The sequence below is a fragment of the Cupriavidus sp. DF5525 genome (genome assembly GCF_040149425.2).
GTDB lineage: Bacteria > Pseudomonadota > Gammaproteobacteria > Burkholderiales > Burkholderiaceae > Cupriavidus > Cupriavidus pickettii_A.
Window position 1 is genome coordinate 1,546,150 of record NZ_CP168266.1, and the last position, 22,962, is coordinate 1,569,111.

General features: G+C 71.3%; 13 protein-coding genes. 6 read left to right on the forward strand and 7 right to left on the reverse strand.

Annotated elements, in window-relative coordinates; all coding sequences use genetic code 11:
* Positions 1 to 19: 19 nt before the first annotated feature.
* From ABNX08_RS28320 to ABNX08_RS28330, 3 genes are all read right to left on the reverse strand, one after another.
* Positions 20 to 3,121 carry an amino acid adenylation domain-containing protein gene (locus ABNX08_RS28320; protein ID WP_022539021.1) on the reverse strand — a complete coding sequence of 1,034 codons (3,102 nt, stop codon included), beginning with the start codon at positions 3,119 to 3,121 and terminating at the stop codon, positions 20 to 22.
* On the reverse strand, positions 3,114 to 12,476 hold the full coding sequence (locus ABNX08_RS28325; RefSeq protein WP_349607031.1) for an amino acid adenylation domain-containing protein: 9,363 nt from the start codon (positions 12,474 to 12,476) through the stop codon (positions 3,114 to 3,116). Before ABNX08_RS28325 ends, ABNX08_RS28320 begins: the two co-directional genes overlap by 8 nt.
* Before the next feature lie 71 nt (positions 12,477 to 12,547).
* Entirely contained in the window at positions 12,548 to 13,495 is a 948-nt protein-coding gene (locus tag ABNX08_RS28330) for a TauD/TfdA family dioxygenase (RefSeq protein WP_051370028.1), read from the reverse strand.
* 362 nt (positions 13,496 to 13,857) lie between these two features.
* Here ABNX08_RS28330 and ABNX08_RS28335 point away from each other — a divergent pair, with 362 nt between their 5' ends.
* The 4 genes from ABNX08_RS28335 to ABNX08_RS28350 are packed head-to-tail and all read left to right on the forward strand — an operon-like array spanning position 13,858 to position 17,137.
* A complete protein-coding gene (locus tag ABNX08_RS28335) occupies positions 13,858 to 14,064 on the forward strand; it encodes an MbtH family NRPS accessory protein (protein ID WP_022539025.1) in 207 nt (68 codons plus the stop codon).
* Complete coding sequence (locus ABNX08_RS28340; RefSeq protein ID WP_022539026.1) at positions 14,061 to 14,879, forward strand: thioesterase II family protein; 819 nt, start codon at positions 14,061 to 14,063, stop codon at positions 14,877 to 14,879. The genes ABNX08_RS28335 and ABNX08_RS28340 overlap by 4 nt, the downstream gene beginning before the upstream one ends.
* Positions 14,866 to 15,702 (forward strand): 4'-phosphopantetheinyl transferase superfamily protein, encoded by an 837-nt coding sequence (locus tag ABNX08_RS28345; RefSeq protein WP_022539027.1) that lies wholly within the window; start codon positions 14,866 to 14,868, stop codon positions 15,700 to 15,702. Before ABNX08_RS28340 ends, ABNX08_RS28345 begins: the two co-directional genes overlap by 14 nt.
* A gap of 10 nt (positions 15,703 to 15,712) precedes the next feature.
* Positions 15,713 to 17,137 (forward strand): diaminobutyrate--2-oxoglutarate transaminase, encoded by a 1,425-nt coding sequence (locus ABNX08_RS28350; protein ID WP_022539028.1) that lies wholly within the window; start codon positions 15,713 to 15,715, stop codon positions 17,135 to 17,137.
* A 54-nt stretch (positions 17,138 to 17,191) separates the two neighbouring features.
* Here the strand turns inward: ABNX08_RS28350 and aliA are convergent, their stop codons facing one another.
* Genes aliA through badH form a run of 4 tightly spaced genes read right to left on the reverse strand, consistent with a single transcriptional unit; the run spans position 17,192 to position 21,652 of the window.
* On the reverse strand, positions 17,192 to 18,835 hold the full coding sequence (gene aliA / locus ABNX08_RS28355; RefSeq protein WP_022539029.1) for a cyclohexanecarboxylate-CoA ligase: 1,644 nt from the start codon (positions 18,833 to 18,835) through the stop codon (positions 17,192 to 17,194).
* A 46-nt stretch (positions 18,836 to 18,881) separates the two neighbouring features.
* On the reverse strand, positions 18,882 to 20,033 hold the full coding sequence (gene aliB / locus ABNX08_RS28360) for a cyclohexanecarboxyl-CoA dehydrogenase (RefSeq protein WP_022539030.1): 1,152 nt from the start codon (positions 20,031 to 20,033) through the stop codon (positions 18,882 to 18,884).
* Positions 20,034 to 20,069: 36 nt separating this feature from the next.
* Complete coding sequence (gene badI / locus ABNX08_RS28365) at positions 20,070 to 20,852, reverse strand: 2-ketocyclohexanecarboxyl-CoA hydrolase (RefSeq protein WP_022539031.1); 783 nt, start codon at positions 20,850 to 20,852, stop codon at positions 20,070 to 20,072.
* A gap of 32 nt (positions 20,853 to 20,884) precedes the next feature.
* On the reverse strand, positions 20,885 to 21,652 hold the full coding sequence (gene badH, locus ABNX08_RS28370; protein ID WP_022539032.1) for a 2-hydroxycyclohexanecarboxyl-CoA dehydrogenase: 768 nt from the start codon (positions 21,650 to 21,652) through the stop codon (positions 20,885 to 20,887).
* Positions 21,653 to 21,791: 139 nt separating this feature from the next.
* On the opposite strand from badH, the gene ABNX08_RS28375 reads away from it, so the two are divergent.
* A complete protein-coding gene (locus ABNX08_RS28375; RefSeq protein WP_041681818.1) occupies positions 21,792 to 22,313 on the forward strand; it encodes a MarR family transcriptional regulator in 522 nt (173 codons plus the stop codon).
* Between the two features lie 315 nt (positions 22,314 to 22,628).
* Positions 22,629 to 22,922 carry a GYD domain-containing protein gene (locus ABNX08_RS28380; protein ID WP_022539034.1) on the forward strand — a complete coding sequence of 98 codons (294 nt, stop codon included), beginning with the start codon at positions 22,629 to 22,631 and terminating at the stop codon, positions 22,920 to 22,922.
* Positions 22,923 to 22,962 lie beyond the last annotated feature (40 nt).

The following is a 22,962-nucleotide window of genomic DNA, read 5'->3' on the forward strand; positions in this document are numbered from 1 at the left end:
AATGGATATCGGGGAGCGCTCAGGCGGCCAAGGCCGCTTGCGGCGCCGCGCCGAGCGCGGTGAGTGCGCGCGCGTCGAGTTCGCCCGCGGTCTCGCTGTGTTCACGCACGGCCGCGGCCAGCGCGTGAGCGGTCGGGTGGTCGAACACCACGCCCGGCGCGATCTCCACCTGCAGGCGCCGGCGCAGCCGCGCCACCAGCTTGATCACCAGCAGCGAATGGCCGCCGAGCGCGAAGAAGTCGGCGTGCGGGTCGACCCGGTCCTGCTCCAGCAGTTCGGCCATCAGCACGCAGATCAGGGTCTCCACGGCGTCCGCGGATGCCGTGGCAGCTTGCGGCGCCGGTGCGGCAATGTCGTCCTGCGACGCGGCCAGCGCGCGCAGCGCCGTGCGGTCGGTCTTGCCGTTCGGCAGCCGCGGCAGCGCAGGCAGCGCGATAAAGCGCGACGGGACCATCGCGTCGGGCAGCATGGCGGCAAGCGCGCGCCGCAGCGCATCCGTGTCGGCGGCATCGGCCGATGCCGGCACGATGAACGCGCACAGGACGACTGCGCCGCCGGGGCCAGGCACCGCACAGACCGCAGCCTGCGCCACCGCCGGCTGCGCCAGCAGCGCGGCCTCGACTTCCGCCGGCTCGACGCGGATGCCGCGGATCTTGACCTGCTGGTCGGCACGGCCCAGCAGTTGCAGGCCGGCGGGCGTGGCGCGCGCCAGGTCGCCGGTGCGGTAGAGGCGCTGCCCTGCCGCGAACGGGTCGTCGACAAACGCGGCGGTGTCCAGGTCCGGGCGGCCGAGGTAGCCATGCGCCAGTTGCGGACCGCCGACGTAGAGCTGCCCGGCCACGCCGGCCGGGACCGGGCGCAAGGCATCGTCCAGCAGCCGCACGCGCGTCGCGCCCAGCGCCCGGCTGAGCGGCGCCGTGCCGGCGGGCCACGCGGGATCCTCCGCGCCGACGGCGTGGACCATCACGCCGATGGTGGTTTCGGTCGGGCCGTAGTGGTTGAAGATCCGGCAGGCCGGCGCCTGGCGGCGCAGCCCCTGCACCAGGCTGGCGGGCAAGGGCTCGCCGCCCAGGATCACCGTGGCGGGCACTGCCAGTGCATCCGTTTCCAGCAGCGCCGCCAGGTGCGACGGCACGATCTTGATGGTGTCGACGTCGCGCCCACGCAGGTAACGGGAGAAGGCGGCGGGATGCGCCATGTCGTCATCGCTGGCGACCGCCAGGCACGCGCCCTGCCACAGTGCGGCGAACAACGTGGTGTTGCCGAGGTCGGCCGCGACCGACGACGTCAGGCCGAGCCGCCGGCACGACGCCAGCGACAGCGCCTCGCACACCGCCGCGGTGTAGTGGCTGATCTGCCGGTGCCCGATCACCACGCCCTTGGGCTCGCCGGTGGAGCCGGAGGTGAAGAGCACGTAGGCGGCGTCTTCCGGGGAACTGGCGACCAATGCCTCGTCAGCGGCGTGGGCGCCCTCGGCCAGCAGGACTTCGGCGCTGATCACCGTCGCGTCATCGTCGGCAGCCTGCTGCGCGATGGTCAGCACCGGCGCCGACTGCGCCAGCACGCTGCAGCGGCGCGCCTGCGGCCATGCCGGGTCGAGCGGCACATAGGCGCCGCCCGCGGCCCATACCGCCAGCAGGCTCGCCACCAGCGCGCCGCTGCGCGGCAGCGCCAGCGCCACGCGTGTGCCGGGGCCGACGCCGAGCGCGCGCAGCCGTTGCGCGGCGGCTTGCACGGTGCGCTGCAGGCCCGCGTAGTCGAGCACCAGGTCCGCGGCATCGAGCGCGGGCGCATCCGGTGTCTGCCGGGCATGCTGCGCGATGCGTGCGAGCAGGGGCTGCTCCGCATCCGCCGGCGTTTCGGCGCTCCAGCACTGCGGCACGCGCAAGGTATCGTCGGCAGGCCACGACAGCGATTCCAGCGGTGCGTCGAGCGCCGCAGGCAGTGTGCCGATCAGTGCCGCCAGATGCGCCAGCAACCACTGTGCAACGCGCGGATGCAGGACACCGGAGCGCGCATGCAGCGCGAGCGCCGCCATGCCCTGCCCGTCATCCAGCGCCTCGCACACCAGGTCGAAGCCCGGCCATGCCGGGCTGGACATCGCCACGCCGGCGGGCGGCAGCGGCGCTACCGCAAACCCGATACGGGGCGCGGCATCCCCGGGCTGCCAGGCTTCCTGCCACGCGGCGTGACTGTCGAGCCCGGGCAGCCATGCGCGCCAGTGCTCGGCCACGCTGCGCTGCGCGTCCCATGCCACGCCGACCGGAAGCGCCTTGACGAACACGCCAGCCGCATCGGCCATCACGTCATAGTCGCGGCGGCAATCATGCAGCCAGGCACCGCTGAAGGCCGTCTGCGCGCACAGGCGCGCCAGCACGGTCCACCAGGCGGCCTGCACCACGCGCTCGGGCGTGGTCCCGAACTGTCGTGCCGACGCGGCCAGCGCCTGCCGGTGCGCGCCATGCAGCGTGTGGCGCGAGGTGTCGCTACCTTGCGCGGCGGCAGATCCGGCCAGCGCATCGGGGATGCGCAGCGGGGCCGGCAGGCCGGCGGCCTGCGCCTGCCAGTACGCGCGGCCGGCGCTGCCGGTGCCGTCTTCGCCCAGGCGCGCGCCTTGCTGCCAGTCGGCGTATTGCGCGTATTGCAGCGGCAATTCCTCATCGCTATCGATCCGAGCCGGCGCATCCAGTGCATCGCGCACGCTTTCGGCAAGCCTCAGCACGGTGCTGCGGTCTGCCGCCAGCGGACTCGCCAGCAGCCACAGCGTGGTGCCGCCCGCGGGTAGCGGGCTGATGCAGGCGCGCAATACGTCGCCGCTCGCCGGATCGAGCGCGGGCAACGACGGCGCATCCCGGAGCTCAGCGATGGCCGTGGCGACACCGCCGGTGCCCGCCTGCGGCACGCAGGCCACGAGCTGCTTGCCATCGTCGATATACGCCGTACGCAGCGCTTCATGCCGCGCGCGCAGCGCGGCCAGCGCCGCATCCACGGCGGCAGAGTCAGGCTGGCTGTGCAGCGCGATACGCGCCACATGCGCGCGCGGCACCGGCGCGTCGCGCCATTGTTGCCAGGCAGCCTGCTGTTCAGGCGTCGGGGTCCAGGCGGACTGCAGTTCAGGCATCGGCGTTCTCCTGCGGCACCGCGGCGGCATTGCCGTCGAGCCGGGTGCGGTCAAACATGTCGCCCATCGCGACGACGATCTTGCGCGGGCCTTCATAGGGGTCGCGGGCGTGCGCGGCCAGCATGTTGTCGAGCATCACCACGTCGCCGCGCTGCCAGTCGAAGCGCACGGCGCAGGCCTCGTACAGCTCGCCGATCCGCTTCATCGCCTCGTCCGGGATTGGCGTGCCGTCGCCGAACATCACGTGGCGGGGCATGCGCTCCAGCCCCACCATCTCGAGCAGGTCTTCGCGCACGTCTTTCTCCAGGCACGACACGTGGTGCAACTGCACCTGGTTGAAGAAGCTGCGCTCGCCGGTGACCGGATGGCTGACGATGGCCGGGCACACGGTGCGGGTCTGCAGGATGTCGCCGTCCAGCCAGCGGCAGTCGATGCCGGCGGCGCGGCAGCGCGCTTCCACTTCGGCGCGGTCCTCGGTCTTGTAGAAGTCGCGCCAGTCCACGTCCAGCCGCGGCGTGAAGGTGCGCACATACATCAGTTGGCGGCTGGCAAACTCGGCGGCCAGCTCGGGCGGCAGGCGGCGCAGCAGTTCGCGGCAGTCGACGATGGGGGTGGCGCCACCGATGGCCGAAGGCAGCTCGCAATAGAACCACTGCTTGCGCGGCCAGCGCTCCAGGTGCGCGCTTTCGTTGTGGTACAGGATCATCTGGCGCTCGGGGTACGGTGTGGAGCGGTAGGTGTTGCGGCCGCCCTCCTTCTTGGGCAGGTCGCCATAGCTGCCGTACAGGCCGGGATGCATCGCTTCGGCAAAGGCCTCGAACGCCTGCGGCGTGGACAGGTCGAAGCCGCGGAAGACGATGCCCGCGTGCCGATGCAGCGTGTCGACGATCAGGCCGCGAGCCCGGGCGGCCCAGGCGACGGGATCCAGGCCGGGCGCCGCCGGCTCGATCACGATGGGAAAGACCTCACCGGCCCGCAGCGGGCGCAGCCGCACCTGGCTGGCCGGGTCGGCGGCGGCCGGCACCGCGGCGGCGGGAGCGAGGGCGGCCGGGCGTGGCCGCGCCAGCGACTTGAGCTGGTCGAGCTTGGCCGCCATGCGTTGGCTGGTTTCCATGGTTCGGGACTCCTCGGGGTTCGGTTGGGACGGGCGCGCGGCGCCCGGGACAAGTTCGGTGACGTGGTCGACGGGCTGGTCCGGCGCGCGCAGCAGCGCGTCCAGCGTGGCCAGCCAGTCGCTGGCGAAGCGCGCCACCGTGGTCCGCTCGAACAAGGCAGTGGCGAACACCCAGTCGCCGCGCAGCGCCGCGGCTTCCTGCCCGCCCTCGGGCTCGAGGAACAGCGCCATGTCGAACTTGGAATTGCGCTCCACCGGCGGCAGCATCTCGGCCTGCACGCCGGGCATGGCGAGCTGTCCGGCCGGCGTGTTCTGCAGCACGAACAGGGCCTGCACCAACGGGTTGCGGTTGCGGTCGCGCGGCACGCCGGCGGCCTCGACGATGCGGTCGAACGGCAGGCCCTCATGCTCGAACGCGGCCAGCACGTCGCGCCGGCAGGCGGCCAGCGTGTCGCGGAAGCTGGCGCCGGCGACGCGCCGGGAGCGCAGCGGCAGCACGTTGACGAAGAAGCCGATCAGGGGCTCGAGTGCTGCGTCGTGGCGGCCGGCGACATCGGTGCCGAGCACCAGGTCGTCCATGCCGGTGACGCGGTGCAGCCAGCACTGGAAGCTGGCCAGCAGCACGACGAAGGGCGTGACCTGTTCGGCGCGGGCCAGCGCATGCACCTGCGCCATGCGCGCGGCGTCAATGTGCAGCGGCACGGCATCGCCTTCCATGCGCGCCACCGGCGGGCGCGCGCGGTCAGCCGGCAAGGCCAGCGCCGCCGGCGCGCCGGCGAGCGCGCCGCGCCAGTAGGCGGTCAGCCCGTCGAGCGCGGCGCCGCGCAGCCAGTCGCGTTGCCAGGCGGCGTAGTCGGCGTATTGCAGGGCCAGTGGCGGCAGCGGTGTGACCTGGTCCGGCGCCAGTGCGCGGCGGTAGCCGTGGGTGATCTCGTCGACCAGCAACCCGACCGACCAGCCGTCGGACACCAGGTGGTGCATCGCGACCAGCAGCACGTGTTCCTGCGGTGCGCAGCGCAGCAGCGTGGCGCGCCACAGCGGCGCCTGGTCGAGCGCGAAGGGCCGTGACGCGTGCTCACGCATGGCCTCGCGCAGCGCTGCGTCGCGGGCCTCGGGCGCCAGCGCCTGGAGGTCGGCCACCGGCAGGCCGATCCCGGCAGCGGCATCGATGCTGGCGAAAGGCTCGCCGTCGTCGTCGGGATAGGCGGTGCGCAGGATCTCGTGGCGGGCGGCCACGGCGGCCATGGCCTGGCGCAGCGCGGCAACATCCAGCGCCCCGCGCAGGCGCAGCGCGCCGGCCATGTTGTAGGCGGCACCGGCATTGCCCTGCAGGCGCTCGACCAGCCACAGCCGCTGCTGCGCCATCGATACCGGCATGCGCGCCACGCGGGGGACGGGCACCAGCGCCGGCAACGTCGGCGCTGGTGCTGCCGTGGCGAGGCGCGCGGCAAAGTCGCGCAGCACCGGGGCTTCGAACACATCGCGCAGCGCGGCTTGTGCGTGACCGGCGGCGCGCAAGCGCGCCACCACGCGGGTGGCGATCAGCGAATGGCCGCCGAGGCGGAAAAAATGGCTGTCGCGGCCAACGCGCACACCGGGCAGCAGTGCCTCCCAGATTTCCGCCACGGCCAGCTCGACCGGGTTGGCCGGGGGATCGCCCTCCTCACCGGCGGCTGCCACCTGCGGTGCGGGCAGCGCCTTGCGGTCGATCTTGCCGTTGGCGTTGAGCGGCCAGGCCGGCATGCACACCCACGCGCCGGGCACCATGTAGGCCGGCAGCCGCGCCGCGACGCTGGCGGCAAGCTCCGCTTCCAGCGCGGCTTCCGCATGGCCGGCTTCTGGCTGCCAGTACGCCGTCAGCCATTCGCTGGCGGGGGCCTGGTACACCGTTACGAGCGCCTGGCGCACGGCGGGATGCGCGGCCACCACGGCCTCGATCTCACCCAGTTCGATGCGGTAGCCGCGCAGCTTGACCTGGAAGTCCTTGCGGCCCACGTACTCCAGCACGCCGTCGGCATGCCAGCGGCCGAGGTCGCCGGTCAGGTAGCGGCGGCTGCCCGGGGCGCCGGTCGGATCGGGCACGAAGGCCGCCGCGGTGCGGCGCGGGTCGGCCAGATAGCCCCGGCCCACGCCCGCGCCGGCCACCGCGATTTCGCCGATCACGCCGGGTGCGGCCAGGATGCCGTCGGCATCGAGCACCTGCAGCACGGCATTGGCGGTAGGACGGCCGATCGGCACGGTGTCGCTGCCCGGCTCCAGGCTATCGGCAGACAAGGGGTGGAAGGCCACGTCGTCGGAGCATTCCGCGGGCCCGTAGGCGTTCATCAGCGGCACCACCGGATAACGCCCGAACCAGGCGCGCGCGGTGGCGGGCGGCAGTGCCTCGCCGGTGGGCAGCACCCAGCGCAGCGCCGGCAGCGGCGTGTCGCGGCCCTCCGCGGCCTGGCAGTCGAGCATGGCCTGCAGCAGCGACGGCACCGGTTCGAACAGCGTGACGCCGCGCTGCGCCAGCAGCGCCGTCAGCGCGGACGGATCGCGCACCACGTCGTCGGCGACGATTTCCACGCGGGCGCCGAACAGCGGCGCGGCAAGGGCCTGCCATACCGAGATGTCGAAGCACGGCGGCGCGGTCTGGGCAATCACATCGCCCTCGCCCAGTCCGAGCGGCACCACCTTGGCCAGCATGTTGTTGAGCATGCCGGCGCGCGTGACCATCGCGCCCTTGGGTACGCCGGTCGAGCCGGAGGTGAACAGCACGTAGGCGAGCTGGGCAGGATGCGCGGCTGTGGGCAGTGCCGTCGTTCCCGCAGCGGTGGCCACTACGGCGGCCAGCGTCCGGGCACCTGCGACCCCTGCCTCGGCGAGCGCGGCAACGCCTGCAGCATCCGTCAGCACCTGCGCGGGGCGCGCCTGCGCCAGCACCTGCTGCCAGCGCGCCGGGGGATGGCTGGCGTCAAGCGGCACCCAGGCCGCGCCGGCGCGCAGGATGCCGGCCAGCGCGACCAGCCAGTCTAGCCCGCGCGGCAGCAGCACAGCCACGACGTCATCGTGCGCCAAGCCCGCTACGCGCAGGCCCTCGGCAAGCCGGCCGGCACGTTGCCACCACTCGCCATAGGTCAGTGCGGCGTCGCCGCAGCGCGCCAGCACGCGCTCCGGATGCGCGGCAACCCGGCGCGCCACGCGTTGGATATAGTCGTCGTGCAGGGCGGCGGGCGGTACGCTGGTGTCATCGCTGGCGCCCCAGTCCTGCAGCCGCGCGCGCGTGGCCGGGTCAAGCATATCGATGGCACCGACATGCGCCGCGCCATCGGCCAGCGAGGCCAGCGCGGCCGCGTACGCGTCCATCCATTGCGCGAGGCGTTCCGCCTCAACGCGGCCGGCATCGCAGGTGAAGCGGACCGTGAAGCGACGATCAGGCATCACTTCCAGCGTCAGGCCGTAGTGGGTCTGCTCGATGTTGTCGTGCTGGCGCAGGCGCAGGCCCGCCACCTCGCGCGCCCGATCGTTCAGGTCGGGCAGGTTCTGGAACACCATCAGCGTATCGAACAGCGCGCCACCGGTGCCGGCCTGCGCCTGGATCTCGGCCAGCGCGGCGTGCTCGAACTCGCGCATGGCGATGCCGGCGCTCTGCGTGGCCTGCAGGTATTCCGCCACCGCCAGCGGGCCGCGTGGACGGAGCCGCAGCGGCAGTGTGTTGATGAACACGCCCAGCATGCGCTCGGCGCCGTCGAGGCCGGTCGGCCGGCCCGCCGAGGTCACGCCGAAGACGATATCGTCGCTGCCGCAATGACGCGCCAGCACGATGCCCCATGCCGCCTGCATCACGGTATTGAGGGTGACGCGATGCGCGGCGGCCAGCGCGCGCAGGCTGGCATCGAGTCCGGCCGGCAGCACCAGGTCGCGGCACAGCGGCACCGCGCTGTGGTTCGCGGCGGCCGGCGCGATGCCCGGCAGCACGGTGGGACCGGGCAGCCCGGCGAAGGCGTCGCGCCAGAAAGCCTGCCGTGCCGTCGCGGGTTGCGCGGCGAGCCAGGCGATGTAGTCGCGGTACGGCCGGCGCGGCGTCGGGGCATGAGCTGGATCGGCATAGCGGGCCAGCGCCTCGTCGAGCAGTTGCACCGAGCCCCAGCCGTCGACGATCAGGTGGTGCCGGCTCCAGACCAGCCACCATCCCTGCTCGCCGGTGCGCAGCAGCGCCAGCCGCATCAGCGGCAGCGCCGCCGGATCGAAGCCACGCGCGCGGTCGGCGCGGCACCAGGCTGCCAGCCGCTCGGCCAGCGCCGGGCCGTCGTCGCCGCGCCAGTCCTCGACGGCCACCGGCAGCGTGGCGCGGGCATGCACGCATTGCAGTGCGCGGTCGCCGCAACCGGCTTCGCCTGGCGCAACAAAGGTGGTGCGCAGGATCGGGTGGGCGTCGAGCAGTGCCTGCCATGCGGCGGCCATGCGCGCCGGGTCGAGCGGCCCGTCGATCTCCAGCACCAGCTGGTTGACGTAGGCGCCGTTGCCGCCGTCGCGCAGGTGGTGGAACAGCAGCCCTTCCTGCAGCGGCGACAGCGGATAGGCATCTTCGATGCCGCCCTGCGCGGCGCGCAGGCGCTCCAGTGCTTGCGCGTCGCAACCGCTCAGCGCAAATGGCTGTGCCGCAGCCGGCGTTGCAGCGGCAGCGGCGGTAGTGGCGACAGCGCGGGCGCGCGCGGCGAGGTGCGCCGACAGGCGCGCCAGCGTCGGGTGCGCGAACAGGTCCTTGGGCGCCAGCATCAGTTGCTGCGCGCGGGCCTTGGCCACGATCTGCAGCGCCAGGATGGAATCGCCGCCGAGTGCGAAGAAGTCAGCGTCGCGGTCGATCTCGTCGCGCTGGAGGATCTCGTACCAGAGGGCGCGCAGCGTCTGCTCGATGGCAGCCGTTGCGTCGGCCGGTGCGGCGCACGCGCGCAGCGCGGCGGCCAGCGCCGACGGCGTGGGATGTGCGAACAGCAGCTTGGGCGTCAGCGCCAGACCGGCCTGGCGCGCTTGCGCGACCAGTTGCAGGCCGAGGATGGAGTCGCCGCCCAGGGCGAAGAAGTTGTCGTCGGTGCTGACGGCATCGCACCCGAGCACGCTCGCCCACAGGCGCGCCAGCGTGGCCTCGGTGTCATCCTGCGGTGTGCCGCGGGCAGGCGCGGCGCTTTCATCGGGCACCGGCGGCAAGGCCTTGCGATCGACCTTGCCGTTGCGCAGCCGCGCGAAGGCATCGCACCGGACGAAGGCCGCCGGCAGCATCGGCGCCGGCAGTGCCGCGGCCATGGCGGTGCGCAGCGCGGCCAGGTCGAAGCCGTCGGCGGGCACGAGATAGGCGACCAGCCGCAGCCCTTCGCCTGCGGGCGAGGGCTGCGCCAGCACCACGGCATCACGCACGTGCGGCGCCTGGCGCAGCCAGGCTTCGACTTCGCCGGGTTCGACGCGGAAGCCGCGGATCTTGACCTGGGCATCGGCACGGCCGAGGAAGACGATGGCGCCGTCTTCAGTCATGCGCACGCGGTCGCCGGTACGGTACAGGCGGCCGCCAGGCTGGAACGGATCCGGCACGAAACGCTCGGCGCTCAGCGCCGGGCGGCGCAGGTAGCCGCTCGCCACGCCGGCCCCGCCGACGTAGAGCTCGCCTGCCGCGCCGCGCGGCACGGGATTCAGGTGGCGATCGAGCACGTAGGCACTGACGCCGGGCAGCGGGCGACCGACCGGGACCGCACCTGGCGCTCCGCTCGATGGCACCGCATGCGTCAGGCAGCCAACCGTGGTTTCAGTGGGCCCATAGTGGTTGACTACACGGCAGGCCGGGCGCAGGGCCTGTACGCGCGCCACCAGCGCCGCATCCAGCGCCTCGCCGCCGAACACCAGGCATTGCCGCGGCACCAGCCGCGCCGGATCGACGACGGCCAGCAGCGCGCGCAGGTGCGAGGGCACGATCTTCAGGCAATCGACTGGCCGGTCCGCCAGGGCGCTGGCGAGGGCCTCGGGGTCTTCGCCCAGCGCATCGTCCAGGACGCGTAGCGTGTGGCCGCCCAGCAGCGCGCCAAACCATGCGGTGTGGCCAAGGTCAGCGGTCACGGAGGACAGCGACGCCATCGACGATCCCGCCGGCAGGGCCAGCGCGTGCAGCACGCCGGCGGCGTAGTGCGCGAGATTGCCTTGCGTCACCACCACGGCCTTGGGCGTGCCGGTCGAGCCGGAGGTGTAGATCAGGTAGGCGGGCTGGGCGGGCACGGCAGCGGGCCATGTCGCCGGGAGGGCTGCAGCATCGGCTTGCAGGGATGCGGCATGCCAGCCGGCATCGGGCAGCGCGTCCGCCAGCCACTGCGGCCGGCTACCCTCGCCCACTACCGCTTCCAGGCCTGCATCCCTCGCCAGTTGTGACAGCCGCGCGGCGGGCATGGCTGCGTCGAGACACAGGAACGCGGCTCCCGCTTTCCACGAGGCGAGCATGGCCACGGCCATGCCGGCGCCGCGCGGCAGCAGCAGGCCGACCACGTCGCCGGCGCGCACGCCGCCGTGCTGCAATCGCGCAGCGAGCGCGGAAGCGACAGCGTCGAGCGCACCGTAGGACAACTGCGCATCGGCAGCGTCTACCGCGAGGCGCTCCCGATGGGCGCGCACGCCGGCTTCGAAGGCCGCCAGCGCGGTGACATGGGCTTGCGTTGCGGTGCCACTGGCCTGCGCATGCGAAAGCACCGCTGCATCGAACAAGGACAGATCGCCGACACGCACCCCGGCATCGTCGAGCACCGCATCCACCGCCACACGCAGCGCCGAGATCAGCCGCTGCACTGCCTCCGGGGTAAAGCGGTCGGCGTCGTAGCGCCACTGGCCGCGCAGGCGCTCGCCTTCATCCTGCCAGCGCAGGTTCATGTCGTTGGCCGCGCCGCGCTGCGTGGCCAGGTATTCGCGCACCAGGTAGCGGCCCAGCACCTTGCGCGGGCCCACCGGCACGAAGGTCGTCATGTGCCGGAACAAGGGTCCGGAGGTGCGATCCGCGCCGCCCATGCGCGCCAGCGGATATTGCTGGTGGCGCAAGGCGCCGCGCATCTGCCGGGCGCAGTCGCGCACCACCGCGGCAAAGGCCGGATTGGCGGAGAAATCCGCGCGCAACGGCACGGCGTTGAGCGTATAGCCGATCAGGTCGGCATGCTGCGCGCCGGAGCGTCCGGCCGTGGGCGTGCCGACCAGGAAGTCGTCCTCGCCGCTGGCCCGGTGCAGCACGGTCTTGAACAGCGCCAGCATCACCACGAAGACGCTGACCTCCAGCCGCGCGGCCAGGTCGCGCAGGCCCTGCGTCTGTTGCGCCGTCAGGTGGAATTCGAGCTCGGCGCCGCGCAGGCGCGGCTCGACGGCGCGCTCGCCGGCCAGCGCCGGCGACGCGGGCGCGTCCTCGAGCACGCCGTCCCAGTAGGCGCGCAGCGATGCACCGCGCGGCCCCGCCAGCAACTGGCGCTGGCGCACCAGCCAGTCGCGGTAGCGCCCTGTCTGCGACGCCATCGGCGGACTGGCCGGGTCGTTGACGCGCAGCGCATCGCAGGTCGCAAAGATCTGGTCGCAAACCGTTTCGAAGCCGAGGTAGTCGCCGGCGATATGGTGCATGCCGGCACACATCCACGTGCGCTCGCTGCCGTCGGCCTGACGCGACACCAGGAAGCGGAAGCGGCAGACCTGGCCGGCATCGGGGTCGAACGGCTCGTCCGCTTCGCGCTCGAACCAGGCCAGCAGGTCGGGCTCGGCAATACCGTCGACGCGCGTCAGCGAGACCTCTGCTGCAAAGCCGGCCGGCCGTGCCATCACGATCTCGCCGTCCTCTTCCAGGCAGGCACTGTGCAGCGCCTCGTGGCAGTCCACCACATGGCGCACGGCCTGCTCCAGCAGGTCGAAGCGCAGCCCCGGCGCCAGCTCGATCGCGAACACCATGTTGTACGCGGCGCTGTGCGGATGGCGGCGATGGAAGGCCAGCAAGGCCAGTTGCCCGGGCCCGGCGGGATAGCGGTCGAAGTAGCCGGGATGCGCGGCCAGCCAGGCATCGGCCTCGGCCGCGCGCGTGGCGAGCAGCGTGGCCGCGGCGTCCAGCGCCCCGGGGCTGGCGGCGCTGCCCTCGGCCACGCGCCAGCGCCCGTCCTGCAGGCGCAGGCGCACGCCTTCAGCGCGCAGGGTTCGCATCAGGGCACCGGTTTCGGCCGGCAGGGAAGCGGCGTGCTGCAAGGAAGCTACGGAAGACGACATGGCGAAAACGTTGGAGATGACAAAGCCCTGGCCCGCAGGAGCGGCCAGTGGGCGTCAGGACGGCGGCGGGATCAGCCCAGGCCGGGCGGCGCGGGCTCGGCCATGGCGACAATCACGCGGCGCGGGCCGCTGAAGGTGCCGCGCCCATGAGCGGCCAGCATGTTGTCGAGCATCAGCACGTCGCCCTGCTGCCAGGGAAAGCGCACGGTGCAGTCGTCGAGCGTGGCACGGATCGAAGCGAGGGCGTCGTCTTCCAGCGGCGCGCCGTCGCCGTAGACGACATTGCGCGGCAGTTCGTCGACGCTGCCGACCACGGCCAGCAAGGCCTCGCGCACGTGGGGCGCGAGCCCCGAGACATGGAACAGGTGGGCCTGGTTGAACCACACCATCTCACCGGTCACCGGATGCCGCGCGACGGCCTGGCATAGCTGGCGCGTGCGCAGCTCGCCGTCGGCCTTCCATTCGAAATCGATCTGCTGGGCGCGGCAGAAGCGCTCCACCTGCGCGCGGTCCTCGGTGTTGAAGGCGCGTTGCCAGCTCAGGTCGAGGCCATTGCCGTAGTTGCGCACGTACATCAGGCGGCGCGCGGCGAAGCGTTCGCGGATGGCGGGGTCCAGGCGCTGGTAGACCAGCCGGCTGTCGGCGATGGGCGTCTCGCCGCCCGCCTCGCTCGGCTGCACGCAATGGAACCAGATCTTCATCGGCCATTTCAGCGTGTACGACTGCTCGTTATGCAGCGGGATGACCTGGTGCGCCGGGTATTCGGTGGAGGTATAGACGCCCTCCTTCACCTGCGAGCGCGGCGTCGAGCCGAACTCGTAGCTCAGCAGCGGGTGGCCGAAGGCGCTGGCGAAGGCGCGGAAATCCGAGTCGTTGTCAAAACGAAAGCCGCGGAACAGCACGCCGCCGACGCGCGGCAACTGTTCCGTGGCGATCGCGGCCATGGCGCCGAACTGGCGGCGCCAGTCGGTGTCGCCGTCGGGCGTGACCACCAGCGGCAGCGCGCGGTGCGCAAACATCGGCGCGGTGCGCAGCGCGCCCGCCCTTGCTGTCGATGCGGTGGCAGCCGCGCCAGAGCCGGCGCGATGGTCCGCATGAAGGTCGGCGATGGTGCCGGTCGTGTCCAAATCCATATCCCTGTTGCCTCGCTGGGTTCGTTCGCGCTAGCCGCACGCGCCGGAAGGCGTTGCAGCGGGGCCTGAGGCGAGAGGGGCGCGGCCACGCGAACAATGTCTGCACATTGGATGGAAGGCGAGTCTACCGGAAATATTTACGAATGGAAATACAAATCATTATCATTTACGATGTTGTCCGCAGACTTTTCATTTCCGTCGCGGCGCCGGCTGCGGCGGCGTTTCACACAACCTGAAGGAGCACAGCCATGAGCTGGGATCATCCCGATACGCGTTTCCACGTCGTCCGCAACGATGAAGGCCAGTATTCGATCTGGCCCGACTACAAGCCCGTACCGGCAGGATGGGCAAGCGCGGGCTTCCAGGGCAGCCGCGACGCGTGCCTGGCCCATATCGAGACGGTCTGGACCGATATGCGTCCGCTGAGCCTGCAGCGCGCGCTGGCCGGCGCATGAGCTCCGCGCAGCCGATGCGCGATCCCTGGTACGCCGTGATGCCAGGCCGCTGCGGCCCGGCATCAGGCGATCGCGTGCGCCTCTACTGCCTGCCCTACGCCGGCGCCGGCCATACCGCGTATCACGGCTGGCGATCCGCGCTTCCCGCCGCGATCGAGCTGGCGCCGGTATGCCTGCCCGGGCGCGGCACGCGCACGGCCGAGCCGCATGGCGCATCGATCCACGAGCTGGCCACCGCGCTGGCCGCATCGATCGCGCGCGCGGCCCGTGCCGACGCGCCGCGCTTTGCGCTGTTCGGCCACAGCATGGGTGCGCTGCTCGGGTTCGAAACCGCGCGCGTGCTCGAGACCGTGTACGGCCTCTCCCCCGCCGCGCTGGTGGTGTCCGGTCGCGGCGCGCCCGCGCTGCCGTCGGCACGCCCGCCGTTCAGCAGCCTGCCGGACGGCGCCTTTGCCGACGTCATCGCCGCCATGGGCGGCATGCCGGCCGAGATCCGCGAAACGCCGGAAGCGCTCGCCTTCTTCCTGCCCGTGCTGCGCGCCGATATCGCGTTGTGCGAGGCGTGGCACTATCGTCCTGGCCCGCGCCTGGGCTGTCCGATCACCGTGCTCGGCGGCAGGGACGACGTCCACGCCCCGCCCGCGATGCTGGCGGCGTGGCGCGACGAGACCCTGCACGACTGCGATCACCGGCTGTTTGCGGGCGGGCATTTTTTCCTGCACGAGGCGGCGCAGGACGTGCTGGACGCCGTCACCGAAGCCGTACTCGGTTGCGCGATGCGCACCGCCAGAGACCACGGCCATGCGCACGCCTGACATGGCCGCGCTACCGCACGGCGAGATCCACGTCTGGCACGTGACGGTCGACGCCGCGGCCGACCTGTCCGCGTTGTCGGCGGACGAACGCACGCGCGCCGCAGCGTTCCGGCAACCCGCCGATCGCGCCCGCTTCAGCGCGGCACGCTCGGCCTTGCGCGCGATCCTGGGGCACTGCCTGGGCATGGCGCCCGACGCCGTGCCGCTGGTCGCCAACGCTTTCGGCAAGCCCACGCTCGGCAGCCTGGATACCGCGGCGCCCCCGCTGCAGTTCAACGTCAGCCACAGCGGCGCGCGCGCCGTGATCGCCTTGTCGCGCGAGCCGGTCGGGATCGACATCGAAGCCTGGCGTGCCGACATGGCGTGGGCCGCCTGGCACGACAGCGCGGCCGTGGCCTGCACCCCCGGCGAAATGCGCTGGCTGAGTGCGCTGGCGCAGCGCCAGCCGCAGGACGCCATGCTCGCTTTCCTGCGCCTGTGGACCGCCAAGGAGGCGTGCAGCAAGGCCGTCGGCACCGGTCTGTCGGCTTCGCCGCAGTCGGTGCGCGTGGCGCTACCGCCGTGCGCTGCCGGCGTGCCGCCGCTGGCGCGCGCCGAGGCCGACCTGCGCGTCTGGCATATCCACGATGCACGCGGCCTCTCCGATTGCGACACCCGCTACGTCGCAAGCCTCGCCACGCCGCTGCCAGCCGCGCGTGTGGTGCACCGGCAATACCGGCCGCGCGAACTGCCCCCGCGCGCGGCCAACCGATCCTGCCCGGCTCCCGTGCCGGGCCCTGCAGTCAACGTCCCTGTTCAACGCCCCCGCTCAACGCCCCGTTAGGAACGACACCATGACGCCTCCCTCGCTCGCCACGCACGCCCACGGCCAACCCGCGCCGTTCTCGGCTGGCGCCTTCGTCCGGCAAGCGCCGATCCGGCTCGACGACAACCCGTACCTGCAGCGCCAGTCCGCGCGCGAGTCCAACGCCCGCTCCTATCCGCGCCGCATCCCGCTGGCGCTGGAACAGGGTTATGGCGTGTACCTGCGCGACACCAGCGGCCAGCTCTTTATCGACTGCCTGGCCGGCGCCGGCACGCTGGCGCTCGGCCACAACCACCCGGCGGTGGTGCGCGCGCTGCGCGACACGCTCGACAGCGGCCTGCCGCTGCATACGCTGGACCTGGCCACCCCGGTCAAGGACCGCTTTGTCGACGACCTGTTCGGGCTGCTGCCGCCCGAGTTCGCCGCGCGCGCCCGCATCCAGTTCTGCGGCCCGACCGGCGCCGACGGCATCGAGGCGGCGCTCAAGCTGGCCAAGACCGCCACCGGCCGCCATACGGTGCTGAGCTTCGCCGGCGGCTACCACGGCATGACGCACGGCACGCTGGCGCTGATGGGCAACCTCGGCCCCAAGGCGCCGCTGGGCGCGCTCGGCGGCAGCGTGCAGTTCCTGCCCTACCCGTACGACTACCGCTGCCCGTTCGGCCTGCGCGGCGACGCCGGCATCGACGCGGGCCTGCGCTATATCGAGCAGATGCTGGCCGACCCGGAATCCGGCGTGCTGCCGCCGGCGGCGGTGGTGGTGGAAGCGGTACAGGGCGAAGGCGGCGTGATCCCCGCGCCCGCGCGCTGGCTGCGCGAACTGCGCCGCATCACCCGCGAGCACGGCATCGCGCTGGTGCTCGATGAAGTCCAGACCGGGCTGGGCCGCACCGGACGCATGTTCGCGTTCGAGCATGCCGGCATCGTGCCGGACGTGCTGGTACTGTCCAAGGCGATTGGCGGCGGCTTGCCGATGTCGGTGGTGATCTACGACAGCGCACTCGACGCGTGGCAGCCGGGCGCGCACGCCGGCACCTTCCGCGGCAACCAGCTGGCGATGGCGGCGGGCTCCGCCACCATCCGCACCCTGGTCGCGCAGGGCATCGTCGCCCATGCCGAGACCATGGGCCAGCGCCTGGCCACGCGGCTGCGGCAGTTGCATACCGCGTGCCCCGCGATCGGCGAAGTGCGCGGGCGCGGCCTGATGATCGGGGTGGAACTGATCGACGAACGTGCCGAGCCCGATGCGGTGGGCGCCTACCCCGCCGACGGCACCTTCGCGCGCACGGTGCAACGCGAATGCCTGCAGCGCGGGCTGATCGTCGAGCTGGGCGGCCGCCACGGCGCGACCGTACGCTTCCTGCCGCCGCTGGTCATCGGCGAGGCCGAGATCGACCTGGTGGCCGAGTTGTTCGGCGAGGCGGTCGGCGCGGCGTACAAGCAATGCCGCTGAGCGCTTGCGCGCCATTGCGCGGTGGCCGGCGTCGCGGCCACCGCGGGGGCGGGTTCAGGATGGCTCGCCGCGCAGCGTCTCGCGCAGCCGGAACTTCTGGATCTTCCCGGCGGGCGTGGCCGGCAGCGCGTCCTGCACCACGAGCTTCTCGGGGATGTACTGCAGCGCCATCTTCTGCGCCTTGAGCCACTCCACCATCGCCGCCTGGTCGAACGGCTGGCCGGCGCGCGGCACAACGAAGGCGCAGGCGCGCTCGCCCAGGCGCTCGTCAGGGTAGGCGACGATGGCCACCTGCGAGACCGCGGGATGGCGGTACAGCAGGGTCTCGACCTCCAGCACGGGGATGTTCTCGCCGCCGCGGATGATCACGTCCTTGCTGCGCCCCGCGATGCGCAGGTAGCCGTTGGCATCGAGCCGCGCGAGATCGCCGGTGTCGAACCAGCCGTCGGCATCGGTGCCGTTGAGCTGCGGGCGCTTCAGGTAGCCGCCGAAGTTGGAACAGGCGCGCACCAGCAGGCGGCCGGTTTCGCCGGGCGGCACGTCGGCGTCGGTGCCGTCCACGATTCGGATTTCGACGCCTGGCAACGGGCACCCGTCGGTGGTCGAGGCGCGCTCGTCGCTGTCATCCGGCAGCGTAGTGGTGACCGCGCCGTTCTCCGTCATTCCCCAGGCCGAAACGATCTTCGCGCCGAGCGCCGTGCGCGCGCGCTCGACCAGCGCGCCGGGAATCGGCGCACCCGCGCACAGGAAGGTGCGCAGGCTGGGAACCGGCGTGCCGGACTCCGCCACCACGCGCGCCAGGTCGGTCAGGAACGGCGTCGAGCCCATGGTGAAGGTCACGCGCTCCTCGCGAATCAGCGCGGCGGCGCGCGCGGGGTCCCAGATGTCTTGCAGCACCGCATGCGCCCCCAGCACTACCGGCATCAGCAGTCCATACATGAAGCCGGTCTGGTGCGCCATCGGCGAGGCCATCAGCACCACATCGTCGCCGGAGAGGCGGAGCCGTTCGGCGTAGGCGACGATGTTGGAGAACAGCGTGTTGGCGCTATGCATCACGCCCTTGGGCTCGCCGGTGGTGCCGGAGGTGTAGATAAGCTGGGTGACGTCGTCCGGGCCGGGGCGGCTGCGCAGCAGGATGTTGGCGGCATCTGGCTCATCTTCCCAGGCGGGAACGCTAAGCAGTGCTTCGAAGCTGTCCGCGCCGTCGCCGCCGGCAACGACGATGTGGCGCAACGCCGGCAATGCCTCGCGCAGACCCTGCAGCATCTGCGCATGACCAAAGCCGCGGAACACCTGCGGCACCACCGCCACCTTGCATTGCGCATGCGCCAGCATGAACGACAGCTCGCGCTCGCGGAAGATCGGCATCAGCGGGTTGAGCACCGCGCCCAGCCGCGCGCAGGCAAGATACAGCACGGTCAGGTGCCAGCCGTTGGGGAGCTGGCAGGACACCACGTCCTGCGCGCCGATGCCTAGGCGGCTGAGCCCGACCGCCACCCGGTCGGCCATCTGGGCCAGTTCGCGCCAGGTGAAGCGTGTCACGCTGCCGCTGTCGATGCTCACCGCCGTCAGCGCGGGGGCGTCGGGCCGGTCGCGCACGCAGGCGGTCAGGTAGTCGTTGACGGTGCGGTCGTGCCAGTGCCCGGCGGCAATGCTGGCGGCACGGCGCGGCGCGATCAGTACGGCGTCGAAATCCATGGGTGTCTCCTCTTTATCGGATGGCGCGGTCGGTCGTGGCGCCGCGTCAGGCCGGTACCGCTTCGCGCCCCGCGCGCGTGCGGGCGATGATGGTCTTCATGATCTGGGCCGTGCCGTCGCCGATCTGGAAGCCGAGCACGTCGCGCAGGCGCTGCTCCATCACGCCACGGTCATAGCCGCCGTGGCCGAACGACAGCAGGCACTGGTGTACCACGTCGTACGCAAGCTTGGGCGCCCACCACTTGCACATCGCCGCCTCGGCGGTATGCGGCAGGCCATGGTCCTTGAGCCACAGCGTTTGCAGGCACAGCAGGCGCGCGCCCTGCACCTGGGTCTCGAAATCGGCCAGCGGATGGGACACGCCCTGGAAGGCCGACAGCGGCTTGCCGAAGGCCTGGCGCTCGGCCACGTAGGCCCAGGTCTCGTCCAGCGCGGCCTGTGCCACCGCCAGCACCTGCAGGCCGATCAGCGCGCGCGAGAAGTCGAAGCCCTGCATCACCTGCACGAACCCTTCTCCTTCGTTGCCGAGCAGATGGCTGGCCGGCACGCGCACGTTCTCGAAAAAGATCGAGCCGCGGCCAATGGCGCGCTGGCCGTGGCAGTCGAAGCGGTTGCGCGTGATCCCCGGCAGGTCCATCGGCACCAGCAGGGCCGATACTCCGCGTGCGCCGGACTCGACGGTACCGCTGCGGGCGAAGACCACCGCGGCATCGGCCTGGTCGGAGGCGGAGATCGAGGTCTTCTCGCCGTTGAGCACGTAGACGTCGCCATCGCGCTCCATGCGCAGGCGCAAGCTGGCCGCATCGGAGCCGCCGCGCGGCTCGGTCAGTGCGATCGCCAGCAGCGCCTCGCCGCGCGTCAGGCGCTGCAGCCACGGCGCGGCGATTTCCGGCCGCGCGTGCTGCGCCAGGATCTGGCCATTGAGGGAAGCTAGTAAGTTGATGTACGACAGGCTCAGGTCCGCACGCGCCACGGCTTCATGGATCACGCCAGCCGCCAGCGAGCCCATGCCCTGCCCGCCATACGCCTCGGGCAATTCGGGCGCGATAAAGCCCATCTCGCCCATTTCGCGCATCAGCGCGCGGTCCAGCACGCGGGTCTGGTCGCGCTCCAGGTAGCCGGGCGCCACGCGCGCATCGGCAAAGCGGCGGGCGTGCTCCGCCAGTGCCGTCAGGTCTTCGTCAAGATAGGGATTCATGTTGGTCTCCGCTCGATGGGACTGGGACGGCAAGGCTTACTTGGCGTACTTGCGGAACTCGGGCTTGCGCTTTTCCTGGAAGGCGCGCACGCCCTCGCGCGATTCCTCGGTGTCGTAATAGAGCTTGAGCGCGTACATGCCCATGCCGGCGATGCCGCTCTGGTGCGCGGTATCCATATTGAAGGAGCGCTTGGCGATGGCGATCGCGGTGGGGCTCTTTTCCATGATCTCGTCGCACCACTTCTGCACCTCGGCATCGAGCTGCTCGTGCGGCACCACCGCATTGACCAGCCCCATCGCCAGCGCTTCCGCGGCCGGATAGCGGCGGCACATGTACCAGATCTCGCGCGCCTTCTTCTCGCCCACCACGCGCGCCAGGAAGGCAGTGCCGTAGCCCGGGTCGACCGAGCCGACCTTCGGCCCGACCTGCCCGAACACGGCCTTCTCCGACGCGATGGTGAAATCGCAGATCGTGCACAGCACGTTGCCACCGCCGACGGCATAGCCCTGCACGCGTGCGATCACCGGCTTGGGCACGTCGCGGATGGCGTTGTGCAGTTCTTCCATCGGCAGGCCGATGGTGCCGCGGCCGTCGTACTGGCCCTCGTGCGCGGACTGGTCGCCGCCGGTGCAGAAGGCCTTCTCGCCGGCACCGGCCAGCACGATGGCGCCGATCTCGCGGTCATAGCCGGCGCGGTTGATGGCGTGGATCAGCTCGTCGCAGGTGCGGCCGCGGAAGGCGTTCATCTTTTCCGGGCGGTTGATGATGATCCAGGCGGCGCCGTTGCGCACTTCGTACAGGATGTCTTCGTATTGCATGGTGATCTCCGTGATCTGGTTGTGTGGTGGGTTCAGCCGTTCATGGTCAGGCCGCCCGACACGCTCAGCACCTGGCCGGTGATAAAGGCAGCGTCGTCGCCGGCAAAGAACAGCACCGCGCCGGGCAGGTCGTCGGGCTGGCCGATGCGGCCCAGCGGGATCGAGCGGGTAAAGGCTTCCACCAGCTTCTCGGGGTTGCCCGCGCCCTGCTTGTAGTCTTCGAACAGCGCGGTCTCGGTCGGCCCAGGGCACACCACGTTGACGGTGATGCCGTGGCGCGCATGCTCGCGCGCGATGGTCTTGGAGAATGACACCAGCCCGCCCTTGCACGCGGCATAGACCGCTTCGCCGGACGAGCCCACGCGCGCGGCGTCGGAGGCGATATTGACGATGCGCCCGCGCTTGCGCTCGACCATGCCGGGCAGCACCGCGTGGTGCATGTGCAGCGCGCCGGTCAGGTTGATGGCGATCAGCCGTTCCCATTGCGCGGGCTCGGTCTTGATAAAGGGACGGAACACATCCCAGCCGGCGTTGTTGACCAGTACATCCACCGGGCCCAGTTCCCGCTCCACCGCGGCGACCGCGGCATCGACGCTGGCGCGGTCGGTGATATCGCAACGCATTGCCAGCGCGCGACCGCCGGCCTCGCGGATCTGCGCGGCCACGCGTTCGCCCGCTTCCGGGTTCAGGTCGAGCACGCCGACCGCCGCTCCCGCCCGCGCAAAGCGCAAACAGGTTGCGCTGCCGATGCCGCCACCACCACCGGTCACGATGACCGTCTTGTCTTCGAGTCCTTGCACAGCGTTCTCCTTTCAGGGTTACGGTGCTATCGTGCCGGGCGATGCCGCCGACACCTGCGCCGCGAATTAGGTAAATATATTTACCTATAATAGGAGGCAGCCGCAGTCCGCGCAAGGCGCCAACCCGATGGAAACGACTATGGTTAACCCCGACACGGGAGGAGAACTCCCGACAAATGCACGCATGGAACTGGCCAACCGGCTGTTCTTCCGGCTCTACCAATGCGCAAACATGTTGCATAAAACGGGCTCGCGGGCGGTCGAGGCGGAAGGCCTGACCACGCAGCAATGGGCCGTGCTGGGCGCGCTGTCGCGCCCGGAGGCGGCCGACGGCATGAGCGTGGGCGACCTGGCCCGCTATCTGATGGTGAGCCGGCAGAACCTGTCGGGGCTGGTCAGCCGTATGGAACGCGACGGCCACATAACGCTGGCGCCGGACGGGCGCGACCGCCGCTCGCGGCTGGTGCGAATGAGCGAGCCGGGCCGCGAGGTCTGGCTGCACCAGGCGCAGCCCAAGATCCGCGACTACTACGAGCGGGCGCTCGACGGTTTTTCGACCAACGACCTGACCCACACGCTGCACTACTTGCTTAAGCTGCTGGACAACATGCGGGCGCTCGACACGCCTGAGGGCGCAGACGTCGGCGACCCGTCGGACTGACCGTTAGCTGTATCGCACCTGAAACACACCGGCCCGCTGCCCAACCACGCGGCGCGGCCGTTGCCCGCATTGCGGCCTGCCACGCCGACTGGCGCGCAATATGCGTCGGTACGAAGTTGCTCAGATATCCGGGTGCATGCCCGGCGAGGCGCCATGCATTTCACGCCTTGCCCGCGGCGGCCACCACGCCGGCCACGGTGCCGGCCGCCCGCCCTTGCTCCGAAGCCCTGAACCACTGCCCCGGCCGATTGCGGCGATTCGCGCCGTGCGTACGGCCGGGACGGCGTTCGATCCATCCAGACAGGAGATCCCGCCATGACCCGTTACATCGTGCTAGCCAGCTTCACCGACCAGGGCATCCGCGCCGTCAAGGACACCACCAAGCGCGCCGCCGCCGTGCGCGAGATGGGCGCGCGCTTCGGCGTGGAGATGAAGGACATCTACTGGACGCTGGGCGAATACGACATCGTGCTCACCGTCGAGGCGCCGGACGACGCCAGCATGACCGCCTTCGGGCTGGCCGTTGGCTCACTGGGGAACGTGCGCACGGAGACCCTGCGCGCCTTCAATGCCGACGAGATGCAGGCCATCCTCGGCAAGATGTCCTGATCCGCCTCAAGAACGAAAAACGCCCGCCGGGGCCAACCCG